The 18,404-nt window shown below is 64.8% G+C and carries 23 protein-coding genes and 1 pseudogene; 20 read left to right on the top strand and 4 right to left on the bottom strand.

Going from position 1 to position 18,404, the window contains the following annotated elements:
• Window positions 1-33 precede the first annotated feature (33 nt).
• Together W823_RS37275 and W823_RS0128325 are read right to left on the bottom strand one after the other, a co-directional pair.
• The gene (locus tag W823_RS37275) at window positions 34-1,425 is read right to left on the bottom strand and encodes an MFS transporter (protein WP_023955928.1); all 1,392 of its coding nucleotides are present in this window, start codon (window positions 1,423-1,425) and stop codon (window positions 34-36) included.
• A 103-nt stretch (window positions 1,426-1,528) separates the two neighbouring features.
• On the bottom strand, window positions 1,529-1,912 hold the full coding sequence (locus tag W823_RS0128325) for an L-rhamnose mutarotase (protein WP_023955926.1): 384 nt from the start codon (window positions 1,910-1,912) through the stop codon (window positions 1,529-1,531).
• A gap of 441 nt (window positions 1,913-2,353) precedes the next feature.
• On the opposite strand from W823_RS0128325, the gene infA reads away from it, so the two are divergent.
• The 8 genes and pseudogenes from infA to truA all read left to right on the top strand — a co-directional run bounded on the left by infA (window position 2,354) and on the right by truA (window position 7,182).
• Window positions 2,354-2,572, top strand: coding sequence for a translation initiation factor IF-1 (gene infA / locus W823_RS37270; RefSeq protein ID WP_020109371.1), 219 nt, complete (start codon window positions 2,354-2,356; stop codon window positions 2,570-2,572).
• Between the two features lie 130 nt (window positions 2,573-2,702).
• Window positions 2,703-2,816 (top strand): 50S ribosomal protein L36, encoded by a 114-nt coding sequence (rpmJ, locus tag W823_RS37265; RefSeq protein ID WP_005207978.1) that lies wholly within the window; start codon window positions 2,703-2,705, stop codon window positions 2,814-2,816.
• A gap of 180 nt (window positions 2,817-2,996) precedes the next feature.
• Window positions 2,997-3,365 carry a 30S ribosomal protein S13 gene (gene rpsM / locus W823_RS37260; RefSeq protein ID WP_023955920.1) on the top strand — a complete coding sequence of 123 codons (369 nt, stop codon included), beginning with the start codon at window positions 2,997-2,999 and terminating at the stop codon, window positions 3,363-3,365.
• Between the two features lie 3 nt (window positions 3,366-3,368).
• Window positions 3,369-3,776 carry a 30S ribosomal protein S11 gene (gene rpsK, locus W823_RS37255; RefSeq protein WP_023955919.1) on the top strand — a complete coding sequence of 136 codons (408 nt, stop codon included), beginning with the start codon at window positions 3,369-3,371 and terminating at the stop codon, window positions 3,774-3,776.
• Between the two features lie 21 nt (window positions 3,777-3,797).
• The gene (gene rpsD / locus W823_RS37250; RefSeq protein ID WP_023955918.1) at window positions 3,798-4,403 is read left to right on the top strand and encodes a 30S ribosomal protein S4; all 606 of its coding nucleotides are present in this window, start codon (window positions 3,798-3,800) and stop codon (window positions 4,401-4,403) included.
• 125 nt (window positions 4,404-4,528) lie between these two features.
• Window positions 4,529-5,584 carry a DNA-directed RNA polymerase subunit alpha gene (locus W823_RS37245; protein WP_023955917.1) on the top strand — a complete coding sequence of 352 codons (1,056 nt, stop codon included), beginning with the start codon at window positions 4,529-4,531 and terminating at the stop codon, window positions 5,582-5,584.
• 52 nt (window positions 5,585-5,636) lie between these two features.
• Window positions 5,637-6,271: pseudogene (gene rplQ / locus W823_RS37240) on the top strand (50S ribosomal protein L17).
• A gap of 8 nt (window positions 6,272-6,279) precedes the next feature.
• Window positions 6,280-7,182 carry a tRNA pseudouridine(38-40) synthase TruA gene (truA, locus tag W823_RS37235; protein ID WP_023955915.1) on the top strand — a complete coding sequence of 301 codons (903 nt, stop codon included), beginning with the start codon at window positions 6,280-6,282 and terminating at the stop codon, window positions 7,180-7,182.
• A gap of 43 nt (window positions 7,183-7,225) precedes the next feature.
• Here truA and W823_RS37230 read toward each other — a convergent pair whose 3' ends face one another.
• Entirely contained in the window at window positions 7,226-7,708 is a 483-nt protein-coding gene (locus W823_RS37230) for a TM2 domain-containing protein (RefSeq protein ID WP_023955914.1), read from the bottom strand.
• A 29-nt stretch (window positions 7,709-7,737) separates the two neighbouring features.
• Window positions 7,738-9,078, bottom strand: a complete 1,341-nt coding sequence (locus W823_RS37225; RefSeq protein ID WP_369792586.1) for a MinD/ParA family protein — start codon at window positions 9,076-9,078, stop codon at window positions 7,738-7,740.
• 573 nt (window positions 9,079-9,651) lie between these two features.
• Between W823_RS37225 and W823_RS37220 the strand changes: the two genes are divergently transcribed.
• The 12 genes from W823_RS37220 to W823_RS37165 all read left to right on the top strand — a co-directional run bounded on the left by W823_RS37220 (window position 9,652) and on the right by W823_RS37165 (window position 18,362).
• A complete protein-coding gene (locus tag W823_RS37220) occupies window positions 9,652-9,906 on the top strand; it encodes a hypothetical protein (protein WP_038252512.1) in 255 nt (84 codons plus the stop codon).
• A complete protein-coding gene (locus W823_RS37215; protein ID WP_023955912.1) occupies window positions 9,903-10,274 on the top strand; it encodes a YbaB/EbfC family nucleoid-associated protein in 372 nt (123 codons plus the stop codon). The genes W823_RS37220 and W823_RS37215 overlap by 4 nt, the downstream gene beginning before the upstream one ends.
• 86 nt (window positions 10,275-10,360) lie before the next feature.
• Window positions 10,361-10,678: a type VII secretion target gene (locus W823_RS37210; protein ID WP_023955911.1), complete on the top strand. Its 318-nt coding sequence runs from the start codon at window positions 10,361-10,363 to the stop codon at window positions 10,676-10,678.
• Between the two features lie 13 nt (window positions 10,679-10,691).
• Window positions 10,692-12,014 carry a hypothetical protein gene (locus W823_RS37205; protein ID WP_023955910.1) on the top strand — a complete coding sequence of 441 codons (1,323 nt, stop codon included), beginning with the start codon at window positions 10,692-10,694 and terminating at the stop codon, window positions 12,012-12,014.
• Between the two features lie 23 nt (window positions 12,015-12,037).
• Complete coding sequence (locus W823_RS37200; RefSeq protein ID WP_031331670.1) at window positions 12,038-12,343, top strand: PE family protein; 306 nt, start codon at window positions 12,038-12,040, stop codon at window positions 12,341-12,343.
• Window positions 12,340-13,368 (top strand): PPE domain-containing protein, encoded by a 1,029-nt coding sequence (locus W823_RS37195; protein ID WP_051406396.1) that lies wholly within the window; start codon window positions 12,340-12,342, stop codon window positions 13,366-13,368. The genes W823_RS37200 and W823_RS37195 overlap by 4 nt, the downstream gene beginning before the upstream one ends.
• On the top strand, window positions 13,365-14,195 hold the full coding sequence (locus W823_RS37190; protein ID WP_081729667.1) for an ESX secretion-associated protein EspG: 831 nt from the start codon (window positions 13,365-13,367) through the stop codon (window positions 14,193-14,195). Before W823_RS37195 ends, W823_RS37190 begins: the two co-directional genes overlap by 4 nt.
• 124 nt (window positions 14,196-14,319) lie before the next feature.
• Window positions 14,320-14,652 (top strand): WXG100 family type VII secretion target, encoded by a 333-nt coding sequence (locus W823_RS37185; RefSeq protein ID WP_023955907.1) that lies wholly within the window; start codon window positions 14,320-14,322, stop codon window positions 14,650-14,652.
• A 38-nt stretch (window positions 14,653-14,690) separates the two neighbouring features.
• Window positions 14,691-14,981, top strand: coding sequence for a WXG100 family type VII secretion target (locus W823_RS58030; protein ID WP_023955906.1), 291 nt, complete (start codon window positions 14,691-14,693; stop codon window positions 14,979-14,981).
• A gap of 272 nt (window positions 14,982-15,253) precedes the next feature.
• Window positions 15,254-16,798, top strand: coding sequence for an APC family permease (locus W823_RS37175; protein ID WP_023955905.1), 1,545 nt, complete (start codon window positions 15,254-15,256; stop codon window positions 16,796-16,798).
• A 158-nt stretch (window positions 16,799-16,956) separates the two neighbouring features.
• Window positions 16,957-18,195, top strand: a complete 1,239-nt coding sequence (locus tag W823_RS37170; protein WP_023955904.1) for an alkane 1-monooxygenase — start codon at window positions 16,957-16,959, stop codon at window positions 18,193-18,195.
• Entirely contained in the window at window positions 18,192-18,362 is a 171-nt protein-coding gene (locus tag W823_RS37165) for a rubredoxin (RefSeq protein WP_023955903.1), read from the top strand. Before W823_RS37170 ends, W823_RS37165 begins: the two co-directional genes overlap by 4 nt.
• Window positions 18,363-18,404: the final 42 nt, after the last annotated feature.

Genomic DNA, 18,404 nt, shown 5'->3' with positions numbered 1-18,404 from the left:
TTTCAATATTTGCATGTCGAGGTGATGCCATCGCTACAGACCCCCACCCGTGGGCACCGAGGCGGGCGCCGGTCGGTCAGCGGGCTCGGACGGGACGGGATGATCCGCAGCCACGTTCGATGCGCTCGCCAGTTCCGGACTGAGGGGTTCGCCGTAACGCTCGATCTCGATCTGCTGCAGTGTCTTGCCGCGGGTGTTCGGGGTGGCGATCGCACCGATGATGAGGGCGACGGTCAGCAGGGTTACGAGCAACAGGCCGACCCAGGCCAGTCCGACGGCAGCGAGCAGGGTGGGGAAGAAGTAACTCAGTGCCCCGGTCGCCGTGCGGACCACGAAGAACATGAAGCCTTGTGCACTCGCGCGGTACGGGGTGGCGAACAACTCGCTGGCCCAGAGGCTGTAGAAGGCCTGCGCGCCGATACCGCTCGAGATGCCCCAGCAGATCGCGAAGATGAGCAGCGTGGGCAGACCGCCGTCGGTGAACAACACCAACACGCCCCATCCGATGATGCCGGGGACGGCGCCGGCCACATACAGCGTGCGCTGCGAGACGCGGTCACCGTAGCGCATGAACCCGAAATAGGTTGCCAGAACGGTCATTCCCCACACCAGGACCTGTAGCAGGTTCTGCTGCACCTCGCTGTCGAGGCCTGCGGTCTCGTACACCCGCGGCATGAAGATGCCCGCCTGGCCCGCCACGGTGTTCCAGAACCCGTAGATGCCGATCAGGACGAGCAGTGCCGTGATGTTCTTCTTGCGCGAGAACAATCCGCGCAGACCGTTGCCACCGCTGACGCGCTGTGCCTGGTCTGAGGTGGTGTCATGGCCCTCTTCGGTCCAGATCTTCGATTCGACGAGGCCTTGCCGGATCCACCAGACGATGGCCGCGACCACAAACAGATGCAGGAAGATCAACCGCGAACCCAGCAACTCCAGCGGCGCCAGTGCGGCGGCCAGGGCGAAGCCGATCAGTGGCCCGACGGACCACGCCAACTGTGCTGTTCCCACATGGCGGGCTCGCGCATTGGAGGGTGCTTGTTCGGCGATGTACGTCCACGATGCCGGGACTCCCGCACCGACCGCCAGGCCGGTCACGACGAATGCCAGTAGCAGCATGGTGAAGTTCATCGCGAACGCGGCGATGAGCACACCGACCATGTACAGCAGCAGGTCGTAGGTGTAGATCGCCTTGCGGCCGTACCGGTCACACAGTGGCCCACCGATTGCTGCGCCGACGGCCGCACCAAAGGCGTTGGCGCTCAGCGCGGCGAGAAGGCCGACCGCGAAGTTGCTGATCCCGAACTCGTCTTGCCAGAATCCGAGGCTCGTGGCGATCGCGATGATCGAGCCGGCCTCGATGTAGTTGGACATGGCCACGGAGATGGTTGCTTTCCATCCCGTGGTCTTCTTGGCCCCCAATTTCATGGGTACTCCTTGTGGGGTGAGTCTTGTGCAGGGTAATTGGTTGATGCGATCGGGCGGATGCCGATGAGACGCAGCCGCGACGGGATGGGCAGGGGATCTCCCCTCAGTCGAGGTGGAAGTAGTCGGTGAGTCGTTCGAGCGTCTGATCCGGTCCGCGACCGGCGGGGTCGGTGAAGTACTCGGCCATCGAGGACTGCCAGCGGGCGTTGACATCAGTCGCGTCCATCTCGGCCACCGCACGGTCGAAGTCGTCGGTCTCGAGGTAGCCGACAACCAGTCCGTCGCGGCGTCGCAGGAAAAGCGAGTAGTTGTGCCAGCCGGCGGCGCGCAGGGCATCGAGCATCTCGGGCCAGACGTGCTCGTGTGCCGCGAGGTAGTCGTCCACGCGTTCGGGTCGCAGGTTCATGGTGAAACACACTCGCCGGCGTGCCGGTGGTCCGTCTCCTGCCCGGGAGTCCGTGAGATGAGTGTTCGGGGTGGGAGCCATCGTGGGTCCTTGAGCTGATCGGGCATCCGGCCGGGAAGCCGGCGGATGAGACGGGGATGAACGTCTTTGAAACGTTTCAAATCGATGTGATTGGAGTCACCGTAAACTGATGGGGGATGGCCGTCAAGAGGTGACGTCGTGAGCCTTCGGAATCCGGGCCACTGCCCTTGTGGGCGAAAAGGCGACGCGGCGAGGTGCTGAAAACGCCCGGTCGGCGGGGATCTGAGCGGCTCGAACTGGGCGTATTTGTCCTGAGCTGCGCGAACGCGTAATGTAGATCAACGGTGCGCCCGCGCGCCGGGTTGTTTTTGTGCCCAGATCCGCAGAGCTCGTTCGAGTCCCCTGCCAACTGAGACTCGAAAGCCCGGGACAAGTGCGTGCCAAGAAGGTAACCGAACAGAACTGTTCAGGTGTGGTCAACACACCAGAATCGTGGAGGCTATGGCCAAAGAAGGCGCGATCGAGGTCGAGGGCCGTGTTGTCGAACCCTTGCCCAATGCGATGTTCCGCATTGAGCTGGAGAACGGCCACAAGGTGCTTGCCCATATCAGCGGCAAGATGCGACAGCACTATATCCGCATCCTGCCCGAGGACCGCGTGGTCGTGGAGCTCTCGCCTTATGACCTGACCCGCGGCCGCATCGTTTACCGCTACAAGTAATCGACCGGTACCTCGGCCCGCTGATGCGGGCGAGAGGGCCAGTGCAACATGCCCGGTACCGCCGGGTGTGAACACCAACGACAGGCGTGGCCCCAGGGCCACGCCGCAGGCTTTGAAGGAGATCACTGACGTGAAGGTTCAGCCGAGCGTCAAGCCGATCTGCGAAAAGTGCAAAGTGATCCGGCGTAACGGCCGAGTCATGGTGATCTGCGAAAACCTGCGCCACAAGCAGCGCCAGGGCTGATCAGCACTTGTAGGAGATCGCTTGTGAGAGCGACACAACTCAATACAGGCACGACAGAAGACCTTCCAGCACCAGCGGCCATAAACGGATGACCGCCTACCCCCGGCACGGAGGCCGGGGCCCCTCGCAGAGTAGGGGACGGACTGGGAGCAGACCTCCGAGAACCAAAGGAAACGCCACATGGCACGTGTTGCTGGTGTTGATCTTCCGCGCGAGAAGCGCCTGGAGATCGCACTGACCTACATCTACGGAGTTGGCCGCACCACCTCCAAGGAAATCCTCGACGCCACTGGGCTCAGCCCGGATCTGCGCGCCAAGGACCTCACCGACGAAGACGTCTTGAAGCTTCGTGAGTACCTCGAAGCCTCGGTCAAGGTCGAAGGTGACCTGCGCCGCGAGGTCCAGGCCGATATTCGTCGCAAGATCGAAATCGGTTGCTACCAGGGCCTGCGCCACCGTCGTGGCCTGCCCGTCCGCGGACAGCGCACCAAGACCAACGCTCGGACCCGCAAGGGCCCGAAGAAGACCATCGCCGGGAAGAAGAAGTAATCCATGCCTCCTAAGTCACGTAGCGCTGGCCCGAAGAAGGGCACTCGCCGTCGCGAGAAGAAGAACGTCCCGCACGGCAGCGCGCACATCAAGAGCACGTTCAACAACACCATCGTCTCGATCACCGACCCCGCCGGGAACGTCATCGCATGGGCATCCTCGGGCCACGTCGGCTTCAAGGGCTCACGTAAGAGCACCCCGTTCGCCGCGCAGCTCGCTGCCGAGAACGCTGCCCGCAAGGCGCAGGAGCACGGTGTCAAGAAGGTCGACGTGTTCGTCAAGGGACCGGGCTCCGGTCGTGAGACCGCGATCCGCTCACTGCAGGCCGCCGGCCTCGAGGTCGGCACGATTTCCGATGTCACCCCGCAGCCGCACAACGGTTGCCGCCCGCCCAAGCGGCGCCGGGTCTAACGGGAAAGAGAGAACTAGAAAATGGCTCGTTATACCGGACCCGTCACCCGTAAATCACGTCGCCTCCGCGTCGACCTCGTCGGCGGAGACCAGGCGTTCGAACGTCGCCCTTACCCGCCCGGCCAGCACGGCCGCGCGCGGATCAAGGAGAGCGAATACCTGCTGCAGCTCCAGGAGAAGCAGAAGGCCCGCTTCACCTATGGAGTGATGGAGAAGCAGTTCCGTCGCTACTACGAAGAGGCCAACCGTCGCAACGGCAAGACCGGTGACGAGTTGCTGAAGATGCTGGAGACCCGTCTCGACAACGTGGTGTACCGCGCAGGCCTGGCCCGCACGCGTCGCCAGTCGCGTCAGATGGTCAGCCACGGCCACTTCACCGTCAACGGTGTGAAGGTCGATGTGCCCAGCTACCGCGTCTCTCGCTTCGACATCATCGATGTCCGCCCGAAGTCGCTGCAGACCACCCCGTTCCAGATCGCCCGGGAAATCCAGGCCGATCGCAAGGCGCCGGGCTGGCTGCAGGTTGTCCCTGACACGCTGCGCATCCTGGTGCACTCGGAGCCTGAGCGCGCGCAGATCGATGTGCCGCTCACCGAGCAGCTCATCGTCGAGTTCTACTCGAAGTAACCGCCGTTCGTCGCTGGGCAGGGTTCGCCCTGCCCAGCGTCTGGTCGGCCCCTGGCAACAGACACAAGGGTCTGCTGTCGCAGTCGAGCGTCATATAGCGGACGTTCACACAGGAGGAAAAATCTATGCTCATTTCACAGCGACCCACACTCTCCGAAGAGGTCATCTCCGGCGATCGCTCGAAGTTCGTCATCGAGCCGCTCGAGCCGGGTTTCGGGTACACGCTCGGCAACTCGCTTCGCCGCACCCTGCTCTCGTCGATCCCCGGCGCTGCTGTCACCAGCATCCGCATCGACGGTGTGCTGCATGAGTTCACCACCGTTCCCGGGGTCAAGGAAGATGTCACCGACATCATCCTGAACCTCAAGGGCCTGGTCGTGAGCTCCGAAGAGGACGAGCCGGTCACCATGTACGTGCGCAAGCAGGGCCCGGGTGCAGTCACCGGTGCCGACATCGTGCCTCCGGCCGGTGTCACCGTGCACAATCCCGATCTGCACATCGCCACCCTGAACGACAAGGGCAAGCTGGAGCTCGAGCTCGTGGTCGAGCGCGGTCGCGGTTACGTCCCGGCCGTGCAGAACAAGGCCTCGGGCGCTGAGATCGGCCGTATCCCGGTCGACTCGATCTACTCGCCGGTCCTCAAGGTCACCTACAAGGTGGAGGCCACCCGCGTCGAGCAGCGCACCGACTTCGACCGTCTGGTCCTGGACGTCGAGACCAAGAACTCGATCACCGCGCGGGATGCGCTGGCCTCGGCCGGCAAAACCCTCGTCGAGCTGTTCGGGCTCGCTCGTGAGCTGAACATCGAAGCAGAAGGTGTCGAGATCGGACCCTCGCCCGCCGAGGCCGATCACATCGCATCGTTCAGCCTTCCGATCGAGGATCTCGAGCTCACCGTCCGCTCGTACAACTGCCTCAAGCGCGAGGGAGTGCACACGGTCGGCGAACTGGTGGCCCGCACCGAGTCGGACCTTCTCGACATCCGCAACTTCGGCCAGAAGTCGATCGACGAAGTCAAGGTCAAGCTGCACGCACTCGGCCTGGCACTCAAGGACAGCCCGGCCAGCTTCGATCCGTCCCAGGTGGCCGGATACGACGTGGCCACCGGCACGTGGTCAGATGACGCCGCTTTCTCCGATGCCGATGCCGGCGAGGATTTCGCGGAAACCGAACAGCTTTAATCGCAACCCAGCTCACGGCCGAGAGGCCGAGAGTTAACCCTAGGAGTTCGAAATGCCCAAGCCCACAAAGGTACCCGCCTCGGTGGGTCGGCTTCGCACCAGAAAGCGATGCTGGCGAACCTGGCCACCTCGCTCTTCGAGCACGGCCGGATCACCACCACCGAAGCCAAGGCTAAGCGGCTGCGTCCGTACGCGGAGAAGCTGATCACGCACGCCAAGGCCGGCAACCTCGCCCACCGTCGTGAGGTCCTCAAGGACATTCGCAACAAGGACGTGGTGCACACCCTGTTCGCGGAGATCGGCCCGTTCTTCGCCGACCGCAACGGTGGCTACACCCGCATCATCAAGACCCTGCCGCGCAAGGGCGACAACGCCCCCATGGCAGTGATCGAGCTGGTTCGGGAGAAGACGGCTTCGTCGGAGGCCGATCGGGCCACCCGCGCTGCTGCCTCGAAGCAGAAGGCTTCCGAGCCTGTCGCCGAGGTTCCCGCCGAGGTGTCCGAAGGCGACAATGTCGTCGAGGCCACCCTGGATGAGGCCACCGACGCACAGGTCGAGAACGCCGACGCCGTCGCCGAGGGCTTCACCGAGGAGACGACCGCGGAGAGCGCCACCGAGATCGTCGACGAAGGCAAGGCCGAAGGCTCCGACGACAAGAAGTCGGCCGAGAAAGATTCTGACGCCTGAGCGAGAACATGTCTGACGAGCCCGTCACCGGAGTTTCCGGTGGCGGGCTTCGTCATTTCGTCTCGCCGGTCCGGCTGCGTATGCAGATCGGTTATGACGGAACAGATTTCGCTGGATGGGCCAGGCAACCCGGACAGCGCACGGTGTGCGGGGTTCTGGAGCAGACATTGTCCACCATCGTCCGAGAGCCCGTCGCCCTGACGGTCGCCGGACGCACCGATGCCGGCGTGCACGCCACCGGTCAGGTCGCCCACTTCGACGTGTCCGGCGAGGCGTTGCAGACCAGGTCGATCGCCGGTGAACCCGCGAACCTCGTTCGGCGGCTGGCGAAGATGTTGCCGCCCGACGTCCGGGTGAAGGATGTCGAGACCGCACCTGCCGAGTTCGACGCCCGGTTCTCGGCGCTGCGCCGGCATTACGAATACCGGCTGGCCGATGATCCCTGGGGCGCCGAGCCGGTGGCTGCCCGCACCACGGCGGCATGGACACGGCTCCTCAACGTGGACAGGATGCAGCAGGCATCAGCAGAACTGGTGGGTCTGAACGATTTCGCCGCTTTCTGTCGCCGGCGTGAGGGGGCGACCACCGTTCGTGACCTACAGCGATTCGAATGGGTGCGTGACGACTATGGCGTGCTCGTGGCCCAGGTGAGTGCCGACGCCTTCTGCTGGTCGATGGTGCGCTCACTCGTGGGTGCGGTCGCCGTGGTGGGGGAGGGCCGACGCACACCCGAATGGTGCGCCGGACTACTCCGACAACGGGTTCGCTCCAGCGAGGTGCCCGTTGCACCGGCGTGCGGCCTGAGTCTCGTCGGTGTGGACTACCCTCCCGATGAGGAAGTCGCCGAACGCAATTCCGTGACCCGTGAGGTCAGATCGGCGATCGACCCGGCCGGGTGCTGCGGCGACTGACCGCTTCCACGGGTCGCCCGTGCACCTTCAGGCCGCCCAATGGTCAGGGACGCAGCTTGAATCCCCGCGGGTCTCGCACCGCGCCGGTGAACATCATGATCGCATCGATGATCACCCAGATGCCGAGGCCGAACAGCACCAGCCAGCCGACCAGGACGAGGGTCAGCAGCCAACCGACGAACAGCGTGATGAGCTGAGTGACGGCGATAGCGTTCGAGCCGAGGTAAAAGCGGCCGGCGCCGAAGCCTCCCAGAAAAAGCTGCAGCAGGCCGGCCGTCGCTTTCGACTTGTCCGACAACGGTTCTCCGGTGAATGGGTCACGACCGAACGGCGCGCCCGGATCGCCGCCGAAACCGTAGCCGGGCCCGTACGGCTGGTTGTAGAACGGTTGCGGAGCGAACTGCGGCGCCGGGAACGGCTGCTGCTGATGGTGCGTCTGATCCCACGGCTGTGACGGGTTCGCCGGCCGCGTCGGACCGTATGGATCAGGAACGCCCGAATCGTCGTATGGCATGGGATAGTTCATTCTCGTACCTCGCTGGTCGACCGGATGGGTCAGGAGTTGTAAAAGGGTTCGCCCCGTCGCGATGCGGTGGTCGAGAAGTCCTCGGCGACCGTGGCCGCCAACTCGACAAAAGCCCTGCGGGTTGCCTTGCCGAGAAGATCGAGGTCGACTTCCGCGCCCTCGGCGAGGTGGTCGTCGAACGGGATCTGCTGCACGGCGCGACAACGGGTGAGGAAGTGGGCGCTGAGCTGGCCGGTGTCGATGGTGGAGGCCCCTGGGCGCGACGAGCTGAGTACCACCACCGCGCCGGAGACCAGATGCCCGAAACCGTGCGCCTGCAACCAGTCCAGGGTGGCGCCCGCGCTGCGGGCACCGTCGATGGCGGGCGAGGTGACGAGGATGAGTGAATTGGCCATGTCGAGCACACCGTTCATCGCCGAGTGGCTCAACCCGGTGCCGCAGTCGGTGATGATGATGTTGTAGAACCGCTGCAGGACCGTCATCACGCCGCGGTAATCGGTCTCGCTGAACGCCTCGGCAACCGCGGGATCACGTTCGGAAGCAAGAACTTCCAGCCGGCTCGGCGCCTGGGAGGTATGGGCCCGCACATCCGAGTACCGGTAGATCGATTCATCGGAGAGCAGGTCGCGCACGGTGGACCGCGTCTGCTGCGGAATGCGCTGAGCTAACGTGCCCAGGTCGGGGTTCGCGTCCACAGCGATCACGCGATCGCCGCGCAGGGAAGCGAAGGTCGATCCCAAACCGACTGTTGCGGTTGTCTTCCCGACGCCGCCCTTGAGGGAGAGAACCGCTATGCGGTAGTCGCCGCGCACCGGCTGGTTCACCCGATCGAGGAGTTGCTTGTAGATCAGGTCATCCGGCGACTCGCCGGGGTTGATGGCGCCTGCAGACAACTTGTGTACGGTGCGTCGCCATCCACTGGCCGGGGCGCGCCGTGCCTTGCGGAGCAGCGCCACCTCGTCGAGGGTGGCCGGCCCCGACGCCCGGGGCTGGGGTGTGAACCCCGCCGGGCCGGGGTAGCTATGTGGCGCATGGTGCTGGGGAGGCATGTGCTGGGCCGGGCCGGGGCCGGTCTGCGATGCCGGTTGCGGTGGCGAGATGTGGGGTGGCGGCATCGTCGAGAAGTGTTGAGACGGTGCGGGGCCCGGTCCGGTGACGAAGGGCGGAGTGGCGAAGTGCTGGGCGGGCTGCTGATCCGGGGTCGGATACTGGGGCGGACCGGGATGGTGCGGCGGGCCCGAATGTGGCGGGCCGGGGTGTGGTGCCGGGGCCGGCGAATTGCTCTGTGACATCAGAGGATCGAATGCCGTGGGCGCGGGTCCGTCATGCGCAGCGCTGAAGTGTTGCTGCGGAACTGCTGTCGGCACCATGTCCGGCGATGGACGGTTGTGCGGCGTGGGCGTTGGGTGCCCGTCCTGAGTCGATTGTCGTTCATCTGTTGGAGGCTCAGGGGCGCTTGCGGGAGCCTGTCCATGCCTGCCCGGTACGTGTTCGCTCGACGGTTCCTGCAAACGGGCGTCGGGTACGGTTGACGAATCATGCTGTGGTACAGCGGGATCGGCGCCTCGGGGCGTACCGAACGCGGCGACATCCACCTCTGCGGCGTCTTGCAGCCACGGCGGAGCTGCCGGCACGTCGGCATTGTCGAAACTCAAAGTACTGCCCCCTGTTGCACGATCGAACCCCCGGACACAGTTCTTCGATCTCCCCGAACTGCCCCGCACCCCGGCGTGCTCACGGCGCCGACGACATCGCCGGCCCTGTCTTGCACACCGCCTGCACGGACTATAGACCAACGGGCGGTTCACCGGATGTTCTGGACTGGCGTTGTCGGCGCTTGTGGGTACTATCTGCAACCACAGGGGAGAAGAAATCTAGGGGGGGAACGTGGCTGCCGCGACTTCGCGCACCGGGAACATTGCCGTTTTGACCACCGATCAGGCTTGCCCACATCGGTCAGGATCGAGCCCGCTGAGCTCCGGAAAGACCCGGGCCTGTTGGCCGCCGAGGTGCTCAGGCTGTGTCAGCAGGCCGCGATGAAAGCCGGTGTCGCGCGGCGTGACGAGCTGCGTGCCGGTGGGGTGAGTAGCGAGATCATCGATGCGATGAACCTGCCGCGTCCTGACGACCTCGCCCGGGCCGAGTACGAGGACGACGCGGTCGCCGGTGCGCCCGGTAGCTGGATGAGGTCGGTATGAGTTCGGCCATGGACGAACTCGAGGCGCGGGCGCGGGCGCAGCTCGACGGACTCCGCGAGGTCAACGAGAAGCTCGCTGCCATCTCGGTTCGGGAGACCTCACCCGATGATCGTGTCACCGCCGAGGTCGACGGGGTCGGTGCGCTGACCGGCTTGTGGTTCAGCCCCACCGCGCACGCCATCGGGGCGACAGAGCTCGGTGATCTCGTGGTCGCCACCGCGTCCACCGCTGCCGCTCACGCTTTTGCGCGGCGTGCTGCTGTGCTCGAGGACTTCAACGAGTCCTTCACCGAGCTCGTCGCCAGCCGGCCGGGCGGCGAGCGTCCCCGGTCGCCGATCGGAACCACACCGTATTCGTCGGCGTCCTAGTTCGCGACGCAGTCATCAGCACGACCGGCGTCGGCCGGTCCGCTTCTGCACGTACACGCTTCACCATTCACATCAACGGGGGTTCGATGTCCGAGATCACTGCTGTTCCTGCTGCCATCGAGGCGTTCGGTGACACGGCGGCACTCATGTCCGCTGCCGTGGCCAGCGCGGGATCCATCAATGCCGCGGCGAACATCGCTCAGATGGTGCCGGTCTTCGGGTTGATCGGCCAAGAGTTCCTCCTGGCGTTCGCCGGGGCCCAGGCCAGCCACCTGCTCGGGGTCGGGCAGCTCGCAGCGGTGCATGCGGGTACCGCAGCCGCTGCGCTCGCAACGGCATCGGAGTTCACGGACACCGATGATGGGGCCGGCCGAGAGTTCACAGCCATCCAGTCGGCTCTGTGAGAAAGCGCGACCAGTGACCGAATCCGAGCCTGCCCCGCCGGCTTCATCTCCTCCTGTCGACCCCACCATCAATGACCTCCTGCAGGCGAGTCCGCTGGGCCCCATCCTGGACACCCCGGTCAGTCAGGTGCTCAAAGACCTGGGAATAGCCGGTCTTCCGCAACTTCCGCCAGCTCCGCCGATGCCTGGACTGCCGCCGCTGCCGCCGCTTGATCTGGACGTCCTCGTCAAGCCGCTCACCGACCTGCTCGGTGGCTTCGGAACGGGGAACCTCGGCGGTGGGGACTTCGATCCGACCGCGATACTCCAAGGGCTCTCGCAGATCCTCGACCTGTCGATGTCCATGGGTTCGGGGGCTCTCAAGGCACTCGACCAGGTCTGGACGGGCCAGGCGGCCACTGCCACCGCAGCCAAAAGTGTGCAGGCAAGCGCTGATACGGCCGCTCTGTCCGCCCAGGGAACCACGATGACGGCCGACACCCAGGGTGCCGCGGCGATCGTCGGCACCGGCCTGGCGCTGGTTCAGGGCATCATCGCGAAAACTGTTGCCATCATTGCCGCTTCGGCCCCTTTCCTGGTGACTCCTCCGGGACAGGCAGTGGCTCTCGGTGCCGCTGCTGATGGTCTCGCCGAGGCCACCGCCGTGGTAGCGGCCACGCGTGCAGAGCTGTTGGCGCCGACGGGGCACATGGTCGTGAACGGACAACCGGTGCCCGTGACCGGGGCACCGATGGCGGGTCCATCGCCGTTCTCCATCGCCGGCACGGTGCTCGACAGTGTCGGCAAGCCCATGGTCGCCGGCGTCGGGCAGCTCGGTGGGATGGCAGGTCCGGCGGGCTCTAAACTGCTCAGAACCCATGAGGCGCAACTGAAGAAGTCGGCTACCGATCCATCAATGGATCCCGCGAGAACCATGCCTGCCGGCCTTGCGGGTGGCCTAGGCGGCGGTGGTGGCGGAGGCGGCGGCGGCCTGGGTCCAGGAGGTGGCGGACCCAGTGCGCTGAGCGCCCGTACCACCCCAGGACTGATGAGCGGCGTTGGGCCGGAAGGTCTTCCGGCAACGAACAATCGCAATCAGAGCACGGTGGTTCCGGCTGCGATGGGAAGCCCGATGGCGCCGATGGGTGCGATGGGAGCCGGTCGCGGAGCCGGTGCGTCAGACGACCAGCACGAGACCGCGGACTACCTCGTCACCGAGCTCAACGGGACTCAGATCATCGGGGACATCCCGGACGTCGCGCCCCCTGTGCTGGGAGAAGTGCAGACCGAGGACCGGGAGTCCTCACCTGACGTGCGGTTGCGCCTGGGACCGTCTGGCAGAGACCAGGAGATATGACACCGATGAACAACGGAGAAACGATGACCGGATCACAGTTGAACGTCGATCCCGACGAGTTGGTGCGCGCGGCAACAGATCTGGATCGGCTGGCCGATCAGTTGGGCAGTGCTCTGACACAGCACCTGCCGACGCTGTCCGTCGCTCCGGCCGGCCGCGACGAAGTGTCGACCGTCGCCGCACAGACCCTGACGGCAGTGGGGGCCGAATTCGCGGCAACCACCTCGGCCGGGGTGAACGAACTACGAAAGATCGCGGCCGTGCTGCGGGCTCAGGCCGGCGGCTACCGCGGTGCCGAAGAGAGTATCGAGGAGGCTTTCCGGCTGTGACCGGGTTCACGGGGGTGGTCTGGGAGGCGCGGCCTGCGCAGCGGCTCGCCGCGGATCTCGTCGAAGGCGGCGCCGGGGCGACACCGTCTGCGCAAGCGGCTCTCGCCTGGGGCTGCGTCGCGGGGGTGCTCGCCGACGCGGGATTGGACTACGCGGCAATACTGACGCGCCTCGGAACCGGTTGGGAGTCTGCGACATCCGACCACGCGTTCGCCAGGCTCGCCCACTTCGCGACCTGGTTCACCGAGGTTTCCGCGGCCGCCGTGGAGAACGCGGGGAAGGCCACGGCTCAGTGCGCCGCCACCACCGTTGCTCATGCCAACATGCCCAATCTGCCTGAGATCGCTGTGACAAAGGGTATTCGGGACACAGCGGCTACCGTGGGTGCCGCCCTGGGCGCGCCGATCGGCGGCGTTGCGGCAGATGCCGAACGCGCTCTGCACGACCAGAAGCAGCGTGCTGCGCGGGTCATGGACACGTACGAGGCCGCGAGTGCACCTCTGGCCGAACCGTGGCTTCCGCCGCGTCTGACGGAGGTCGTCTCGTCCACCGCGCTGGCAGGCGAACAGACGTCACGCCCGCCTGCGCATGTCGCGCCGGTATCGGCGCCCACCTCGACGACATCCCCCGGGCCACTGCTCCTGGGCGGATTCGCGCTGGCCCCTCAGGCTCCACGTGAGAAGACGCGTTTTGCCACAACGGTTCTGGCCGGTACCACAACTCCGTCCGCGGCGGCCGAAGTTGCGGGCCAGCCGACACCGCAGCGGTCGACAACTGCGATGACGCCTGCGCCCCCCGTCTCGCCGCTCGCGACGGTCGGCCAGGAGCCGGCACGTGCGGCCCGGTCGCCGCAGGGCGCGGGTATCGACGCAGCGGCCGTCACCCAGGAGCCGACCGGTCGGTTCGGTGACGAATCGGGGCGGGCAGCCGAGGTCATCGACGCTCGATACCGCACGGGTGCACTCGATTTGCCGCCGGCGACGTCGGTCCCAGCGGTCCTCGGTGCCCCGGACACAGGACGATGACAACGATGTGGATCAAGGACATCGCACCGGAGTATCACGTGACCCTCAGCGATATCGATTATCTCGCAAGGCGTCTCGATATCCAGACGTGGCCAACAGTGCTCGATGTGACGCCGATTCACGACACCGCAGTGGAGCGAGCCGCGGCGCATTCCTCCGCGTCACGAAAGCTGCTGGATGCCGGGATGATGAGCAGAGATGCCTGTTCGACAGCCGGCGTGACCGAGCCGCTGGCGGACGCGCTGGCCGTGCTTGCCAACCCCGAGGCCGTTGTGGAACTCCGGGGATATGGCATCGAGATGTCGGCGCGTATGTGTCTGGCCCGGAGCGGCGGCAGACATGTTGTGGCACATCGACGATCGGACGGACTCGCCATCCGGATGCTCGGGACGGTAGACGCGAGCGAGGTCGGGTCGCTGATCGCCGCTGAGTTCGGGGCGATGTCGGCGGCGGACGTGCAGTCGATCAGCGCGCCCGCGGCCGAACTCCGCGAACGACTCGATCGCGCGGCCACGGCGGCGGACTATGCGGATGCGCTGTACGCCGTCGGTGCGACGCACGCTGACGCAGCCAGGTACGCGGCGGCATTCGAATCGTGTGTCGGCCATGCCGAGATCATCGCGCGGGAGGCAGGCCCGGGCAGAAATCTACGAACGTCAGGCGCGGTCGCGGTGTACGGCACCGCCCGTGGCCGGATCGTGGCGAGTCCGACCATGTCGCCCGATGGCCGGATCTGGACGACGCTGTCCGCGGGCACACCGCACCGCATCGCGCAGGCAACCGACCTGTTGATGGAGACGTTGCCGACCGGCAGATGGATGCCGTGATCGGGGGGAATCGAGAGGGGGAGCAGATCCCGGCCGTCGAGGCTGATCGACGACCGGGAGTCAGTCGCTGTACACGCGGACGTCATCTGATTCCGCGGCAATCACACACAAAAGGGGAAGCATCATGAGCACCGGAACCAACGGTCTCGATCTCGACGTCGCGGCCGGGTTGGCCTCGACGAAATCGGTGGGGGACATCGTCGACGACATGGGCACCGTCCTGGCCCGCATCACCGCAGACGCCGAAGAGGCGCTTGCACTGTGGAAAGGCAACGCGAGTGGGGCCTTCCAGGGCGCGGTGACCGCATGGAAGGACGAGGCGACACAGTTGCAGACAGCTCTCGACACGCTCAAGACGTCGCTGTCGACCGGCTTCAACGGCTACGACGCCGACGACCAGGACAACGCCGGCATCTTCAACAACGTCGCCGGATCCGGACCCGCGCTCAAGCTCTGAGCGCTCCAACTTCCATCGAGTCAGAAAGCAGACAAACCATGAGCATCATCCAGTACAACTACCCGCGGATGGAAGAGCTGGCATCTCAGCTCAACAGCAACTTCAACCAGCTCGAACACCTCGCCACCACCTTGAAGTCCGAGGTGTCCCGGCTGCACGAGAACTGGCAGTCACAGCAGGCATCGCAGGCCTATGGCGCCGCGCAGCAGTCGTGGGACACCAGCTTCACCGACTCCCGCGCGCTGCTCACCGCGCTGTCGTCAAAGGTCACCGAGGCATCGAGCAACATGCAGGCCGCCGATCAGCGGACGGCCGGCTACTTCAGCTGATCGTCGGACCACCTCGAACAACCCGAAACCCGCCGGCCACCCGAGTCGGCGGGTTTTCGGCGGCTGGCAGGCGGGTTGAGAGGTGCGGCGATCCGTACCGCTGCCGACCAAACCACGCCGATCGACCGGGTGCCTCAGAGCCACCAATTTCGTTGCCGTAAGAATCTTCGTGTGCATCGCGGCGGATTGGGCAATCTACGCCGGTTGCGTCCGATAGTTTGCAGACAGGCTGCACGCTGGGGCACGCCGCGTTCGAGTGAGGGAGTTCCTGCATGGGTAATCCGCTGACACGGACAAAGTCCGTAGAGCAATCGATGGCTGACACCGAAGAACCCGGTTCGCAGCTGAAGAAGAGTTTGACCTGGTGGGACCTCACGGTCTTCGGTGTATCGGTCGTCATCGGTGCCGGCATCTTCACGATCACCGCGTCCACCGCGGGTAACAAGGCCGGACCGGCGATCTCGCTGTCATTTGTGATGGCCGCAGTGGCGTGCGCATTGGCAGCCCTGTGTTACGCCGAGTTCGCTTCCACGGTTCCGGTGGCCGGGTCTGCCTACACCTTCGGGTATGCCACCTTCGGCGAGTTCCTGGCCTGGATCCTCGGCTGGGACCTCATCCTGGAGTTCGCCGTCGGCGCCGCGGTGGTGTCGAAGGGGTGGTCGAGCTATCTCGGCACGGTCTTCGGATTCGCGGGTGGCACAACGGAAATAGCGGGGCACACCGTCGACTGGGGTGCGTTGGTGATCGTCTCGGTGATCACCGTCCTGCTCGTGCTCGGCACCAAACTGTCGTCGACGTTCAGCGCAGTGATCACGGCCATCAAGGTGACGGTTGTGCTGCTGGTCATCGTGGTGGGCTTCTTCTACATCAAGGCCGACAACTACAAGCCGTTCATCCCGGAGTCGCAGCCATCGGAATCGGGTGGCAAGTCCGTTGATTCCACGCTCTTCTCGTTGATCACCGGTGGTGGCGACTCGAGCTACGGCTGGTACGGCGTGTTGGCAGCGGCATCGATCGTGTTCTTCGCGTTCATCGGATTCGACGTGGTGGCAACAACTGCCGAGGAGACCAAGAATCCGAAGAAGGACGTTCCGCGAGGCATCCTCGGTTCCCTGGCCATCGTGACGGTGCTGTACATCCTGGTCACGATCGTGGTGACCGGCATGTTGAGCTACAAGGAACTGGCAACATCGGCGGGCAACGGCGAACCGAAGAACCTGGCGTACGCGTTCGGACAGAACGGCGTCACCTGGGCAGAGAAGGCGATCTCGATCGGTGCCCTGGCCGGACTGACAACCGTTGTGATGGTCCTGATGCTGGGTCAGTCCCGGGTGTTGTTCGCGATGGCCCGAGATGGACTCCTGCCGCGCTCGCTGTCGAAGACGAGCAAGTTCGGCACACCTGCCCGAATCCAGATCATCGTGGGCATCGCAGTTGCGGTTGTCGCGGCGTTCTTCCCGATCGAGAAGCTCGAGGAGATGGTCAACGTCGGCACGCTGTTCGCCTTCGTTGTGGTCGCGGCCGGAGTCATCGTTCTCCGACGCACCCGCCCGGATCTGCCTCGCGGCTTCAAGGTGCCCCTGATGCCGATCCTGCCGATAGCGGCAATCGTGGCCTGCCTCTGGCTGATGCTGAACCTGTCGGCGCTGACGTGGATCCGGTTCCTGATCTGGATGGTCATCGGCGTAGCGGTCTACTTCCTCTACAGCCAGCGTCACTCCATGGTGGGCAAGCGTCAGCGTGGCGAGATAGACGACGCTGTCGGCGACGCGGCGTTGGCCGCGGAAGCGAAGAGGGCGGGGCCGAATCGGCCCTAGCGGCTGACTCACACAGAGCCCCGGCCGAGAGTGCGACTCTCGACCGGGGCTCTTTTATGAACTGGGGCACTTTACAAATAACCTCGTATGTATAGACAACCGACGTGACACTGGCTATTGTCAAACTCATCACGTTCTACTCGACGAGGAGGTAGTTGATGAGCACCGATCTCACGGCACAAGGTGGCCAGGGGGTGTCGCCGTCTCTCGAGTGGCGAGACCGCAAGCGATACCTGTGGTTGCTCGGCTTGATCCCCCCGACGGCACTGTTTCTCGCGGCCGGTCTGATCGCCGGTTTCAACGCACTCGGATGGAGCGCGGTGTCACCGGTGTGGTGGTGGATCGGACCCCTGCTCGTCTACGGTCTGCTGCCCGTCCTCGACATCTTCTTCGGACCGGACGGTCAGAACCCACCCGAAGAGCTGATGGAGCAACTGGAAAACGACAAGTACTACCGGTATTGCACCTACGCCTACATCCCGTTCCAGTTCGCAAGCCTGATCTTTGCCTGCCACCTGTGGACAACCAGCGATCTGAGCTGGCTGGGTGTCGACGGCGGATTGGGGATCATCTCCAAGATCGGTGTGGCGCTGTCGATCGGTGTCATGGGTGGCATCGGCATCAACACCGCTCACGAACTGGGCCACAAGAAGGATTCGCTCGAACGCTGGCTCTCGAAGATCACTCTCGCGCAGACGTTCTACGGTCACTTCTACATCGAGCACAACCGGGGCCATCACGTCCGTGTCGCGACGCCCGAGGATCCGGCCAGCGCCAAGTTCGGTGAGACGTTCTGGGCGTTCCTGCCACGCAGCGTCTGGGGTTCGCTCACCTCGGCGTGGAAGCTCGAACGCACCCGGATGAACCGCCTGGAGCACTCTGTCTGGAACATCCGCAACGACGTGCTCAACGCCTGGCTGATGTCAGTGGTGCTCTGGGGTGCGCTGACGATCATCTTCGGCTGGGAGATATTGCCCTTCATGGTGATTCAGGCGGTGTACGGGTTCAGCCTGCTCGAGACGGTCAACTACCTCGAGCACTACGGACTGATGCGCCAGAAGCTTCCGAGTGGCCGGTACGTACGCGCGGCACCCGAGCACAGCTGGAACTCCGACCACATCTGCACCAACATCTTCCTCTATCACCTGCAGCGTCACAGCGACCACCACGCCAATCCGACCAGGCGTTACCAGGTTCTGCGGAGCTTCGACGACGCCCCGAATCTGCCCAGCGGCTACGCGAGCATGATCACGCTGGCGTACTTCCCTCCGATCTGGCGCAAGGTGATGGACCACAGGGTGATCGACCACTACGACGGCGACCTCACCAAGCTCAACGTCGTACCCGGCAAACGGGAGAAGGTGCTCGCCCGAGCGGCTGGGAGCAAGCAGCGATGAGCGCGTACCGATGCCCGGTCTGCGACTACGTCTACGACGAGTCGGCCGGGGCGCCGCGCGAGGGTTTCCGGCCGGGCACAGCGTGGAACGACGTTCCGGACGACTGGCCGTGCCCCGATTGCGGGGTCCGCGAGAAGGTCGACTTCGAACCAGCCCCTGGGCGCTGACCGCAACGGCCGAATATCACCGATGACAACGCGACAAATACC

It is taken from the genome of Williamsia sp. D3, assembly GCF_000506245.1.
Taxonomy (GTDB): Bacteria; Actinomycetota; Actinomycetes; order Mycobacteriales; family Mycobacteriaceae; genus Williamsia; species Williamsia muralis.
Note: the sequence above shows the minus strand (reverse complement) of the source record. Positions and strands in the feature narration are given on the sequence as shown.

Coding starts and splice junctions, on each gene's coding strand:
- W823_RS37200 (WP_031331670.1), top strand. CDS start 12,038: ATGACCGGATCACAGTTGAACGTCGATCCCGACGAGTTGGTGCGCGCG.
- W823_RS37170 (WP_023955904.1), top strand. CDS start 16,957: ATGAGCACCGATCTCACGGCACAAGGTGGCCAGGGGGTGTCGCCGTCT.
- rpsK (WP_023955919.1), top strand. CDS start 3,369: ATGCCTCCTAAGTCACGTAGCGCTGGCCCGAAGAAGGGCACTCGCCGT.
- W823_RS58030 (WP_023955906.1), top strand. CDS start 14,691: ATGAGCATCATCCAGTACAACTACCCGCGGATGGAAGAGCTGGCATCT.
- W823_RS37185 (WP_023955907.1), top strand. CDS start 14,320: ATGAGCACCGGAACCAACGGTCTCGATCTCGACGTCGCGGCCGGGTTG.
- W823_RS37165 (WP_023955903.1), top strand. CDS start 18,192: ATGAGCGCGTACCGATGCCCGGTCTGCGACTACGTCTACGACGAGTCG.
- W823_RS37215 (WP_023955912.1), top strand. CDS start 9,903: ATGAGTTCGGCCATGGACGAACTCGAGGCGCGGGCGCGGGCGCAGCTC.
- W823_RS37275 (WP_023955928.1), bottom strand. CDS start 1,425: ATGAAATTGGGGGCCAAGAAGACCACGGGATGGAAAGCAACCATCTCC.
- infA (WP_020109371.1), top strand. CDS start 2,354: ATGGCCAAAGAAGGCGCGATCGAGGTCGAGGGCCGTGTTGTCGAACCC.
- W823_RS37230 (WP_023955914.1), bottom strand. CDS start 7,708: ATGAACTATCCCATGCCATACGACGATTCGGGCGTTCCTGATCCATAC.
- W823_RS37175 (WP_023955905.1), top strand. CDS start 15,254: ATGGGTAATCCGCTGACACGGACAAAGTCCGTAGAGCAATCGATGGCT.
- W823_RS0128325 (WP_023955926.1), bottom strand. CDS start 1,912: ATGGCTCCCACCCCGAACACTCATCTCACGGACTCCCGGGCAGGAGAC.
- W823_RS37210 (WP_023955911.1), top strand. CDS start 10,361: ATGTCCGAGATCACTGCTGTTCCTGCTGCCATCGAGGCGTTCGGTGAC.
- W823_RS37245 (WP_023955917.1), top strand. CDS start 4,529: ATGCTCATTTCACAGCGACCCACACTCTCCGAAGAGGTCATCTCCGGC.
- truA (WP_023955915.1), top strand. CDS start 6,280: ATGTCTGACGAGCCCGTCACCGGAGTTTCCGGTGGCGGGCTTCGTCAT.
- W823_RS37190 (WP_081729667.1), top strand. CDS start 13,365: ATGACAACGATGTGGATCAAGGACATCGCACCGGAGTATCACGTGACC.
- rpsM (WP_023955920.1), top strand. CDS start 2,997: ATGGCACGTGTTGCTGGTGTTGATCTTCCGCGCGAGAAGCGCCTGGAG.
- rpsD (WP_023955918.1), top strand. CDS start 3,798: ATGGCTCGTTATACCGGACCCGTCACCCGTAAATCACGTCGCCTCCGC.
- W823_RS37225 (WP_369792586.1), bottom strand. CDS start 9,078: ATGGTGCCGACAGCAGTTCCGCAGCAACACTTCAGCGCTGCGCATGAC.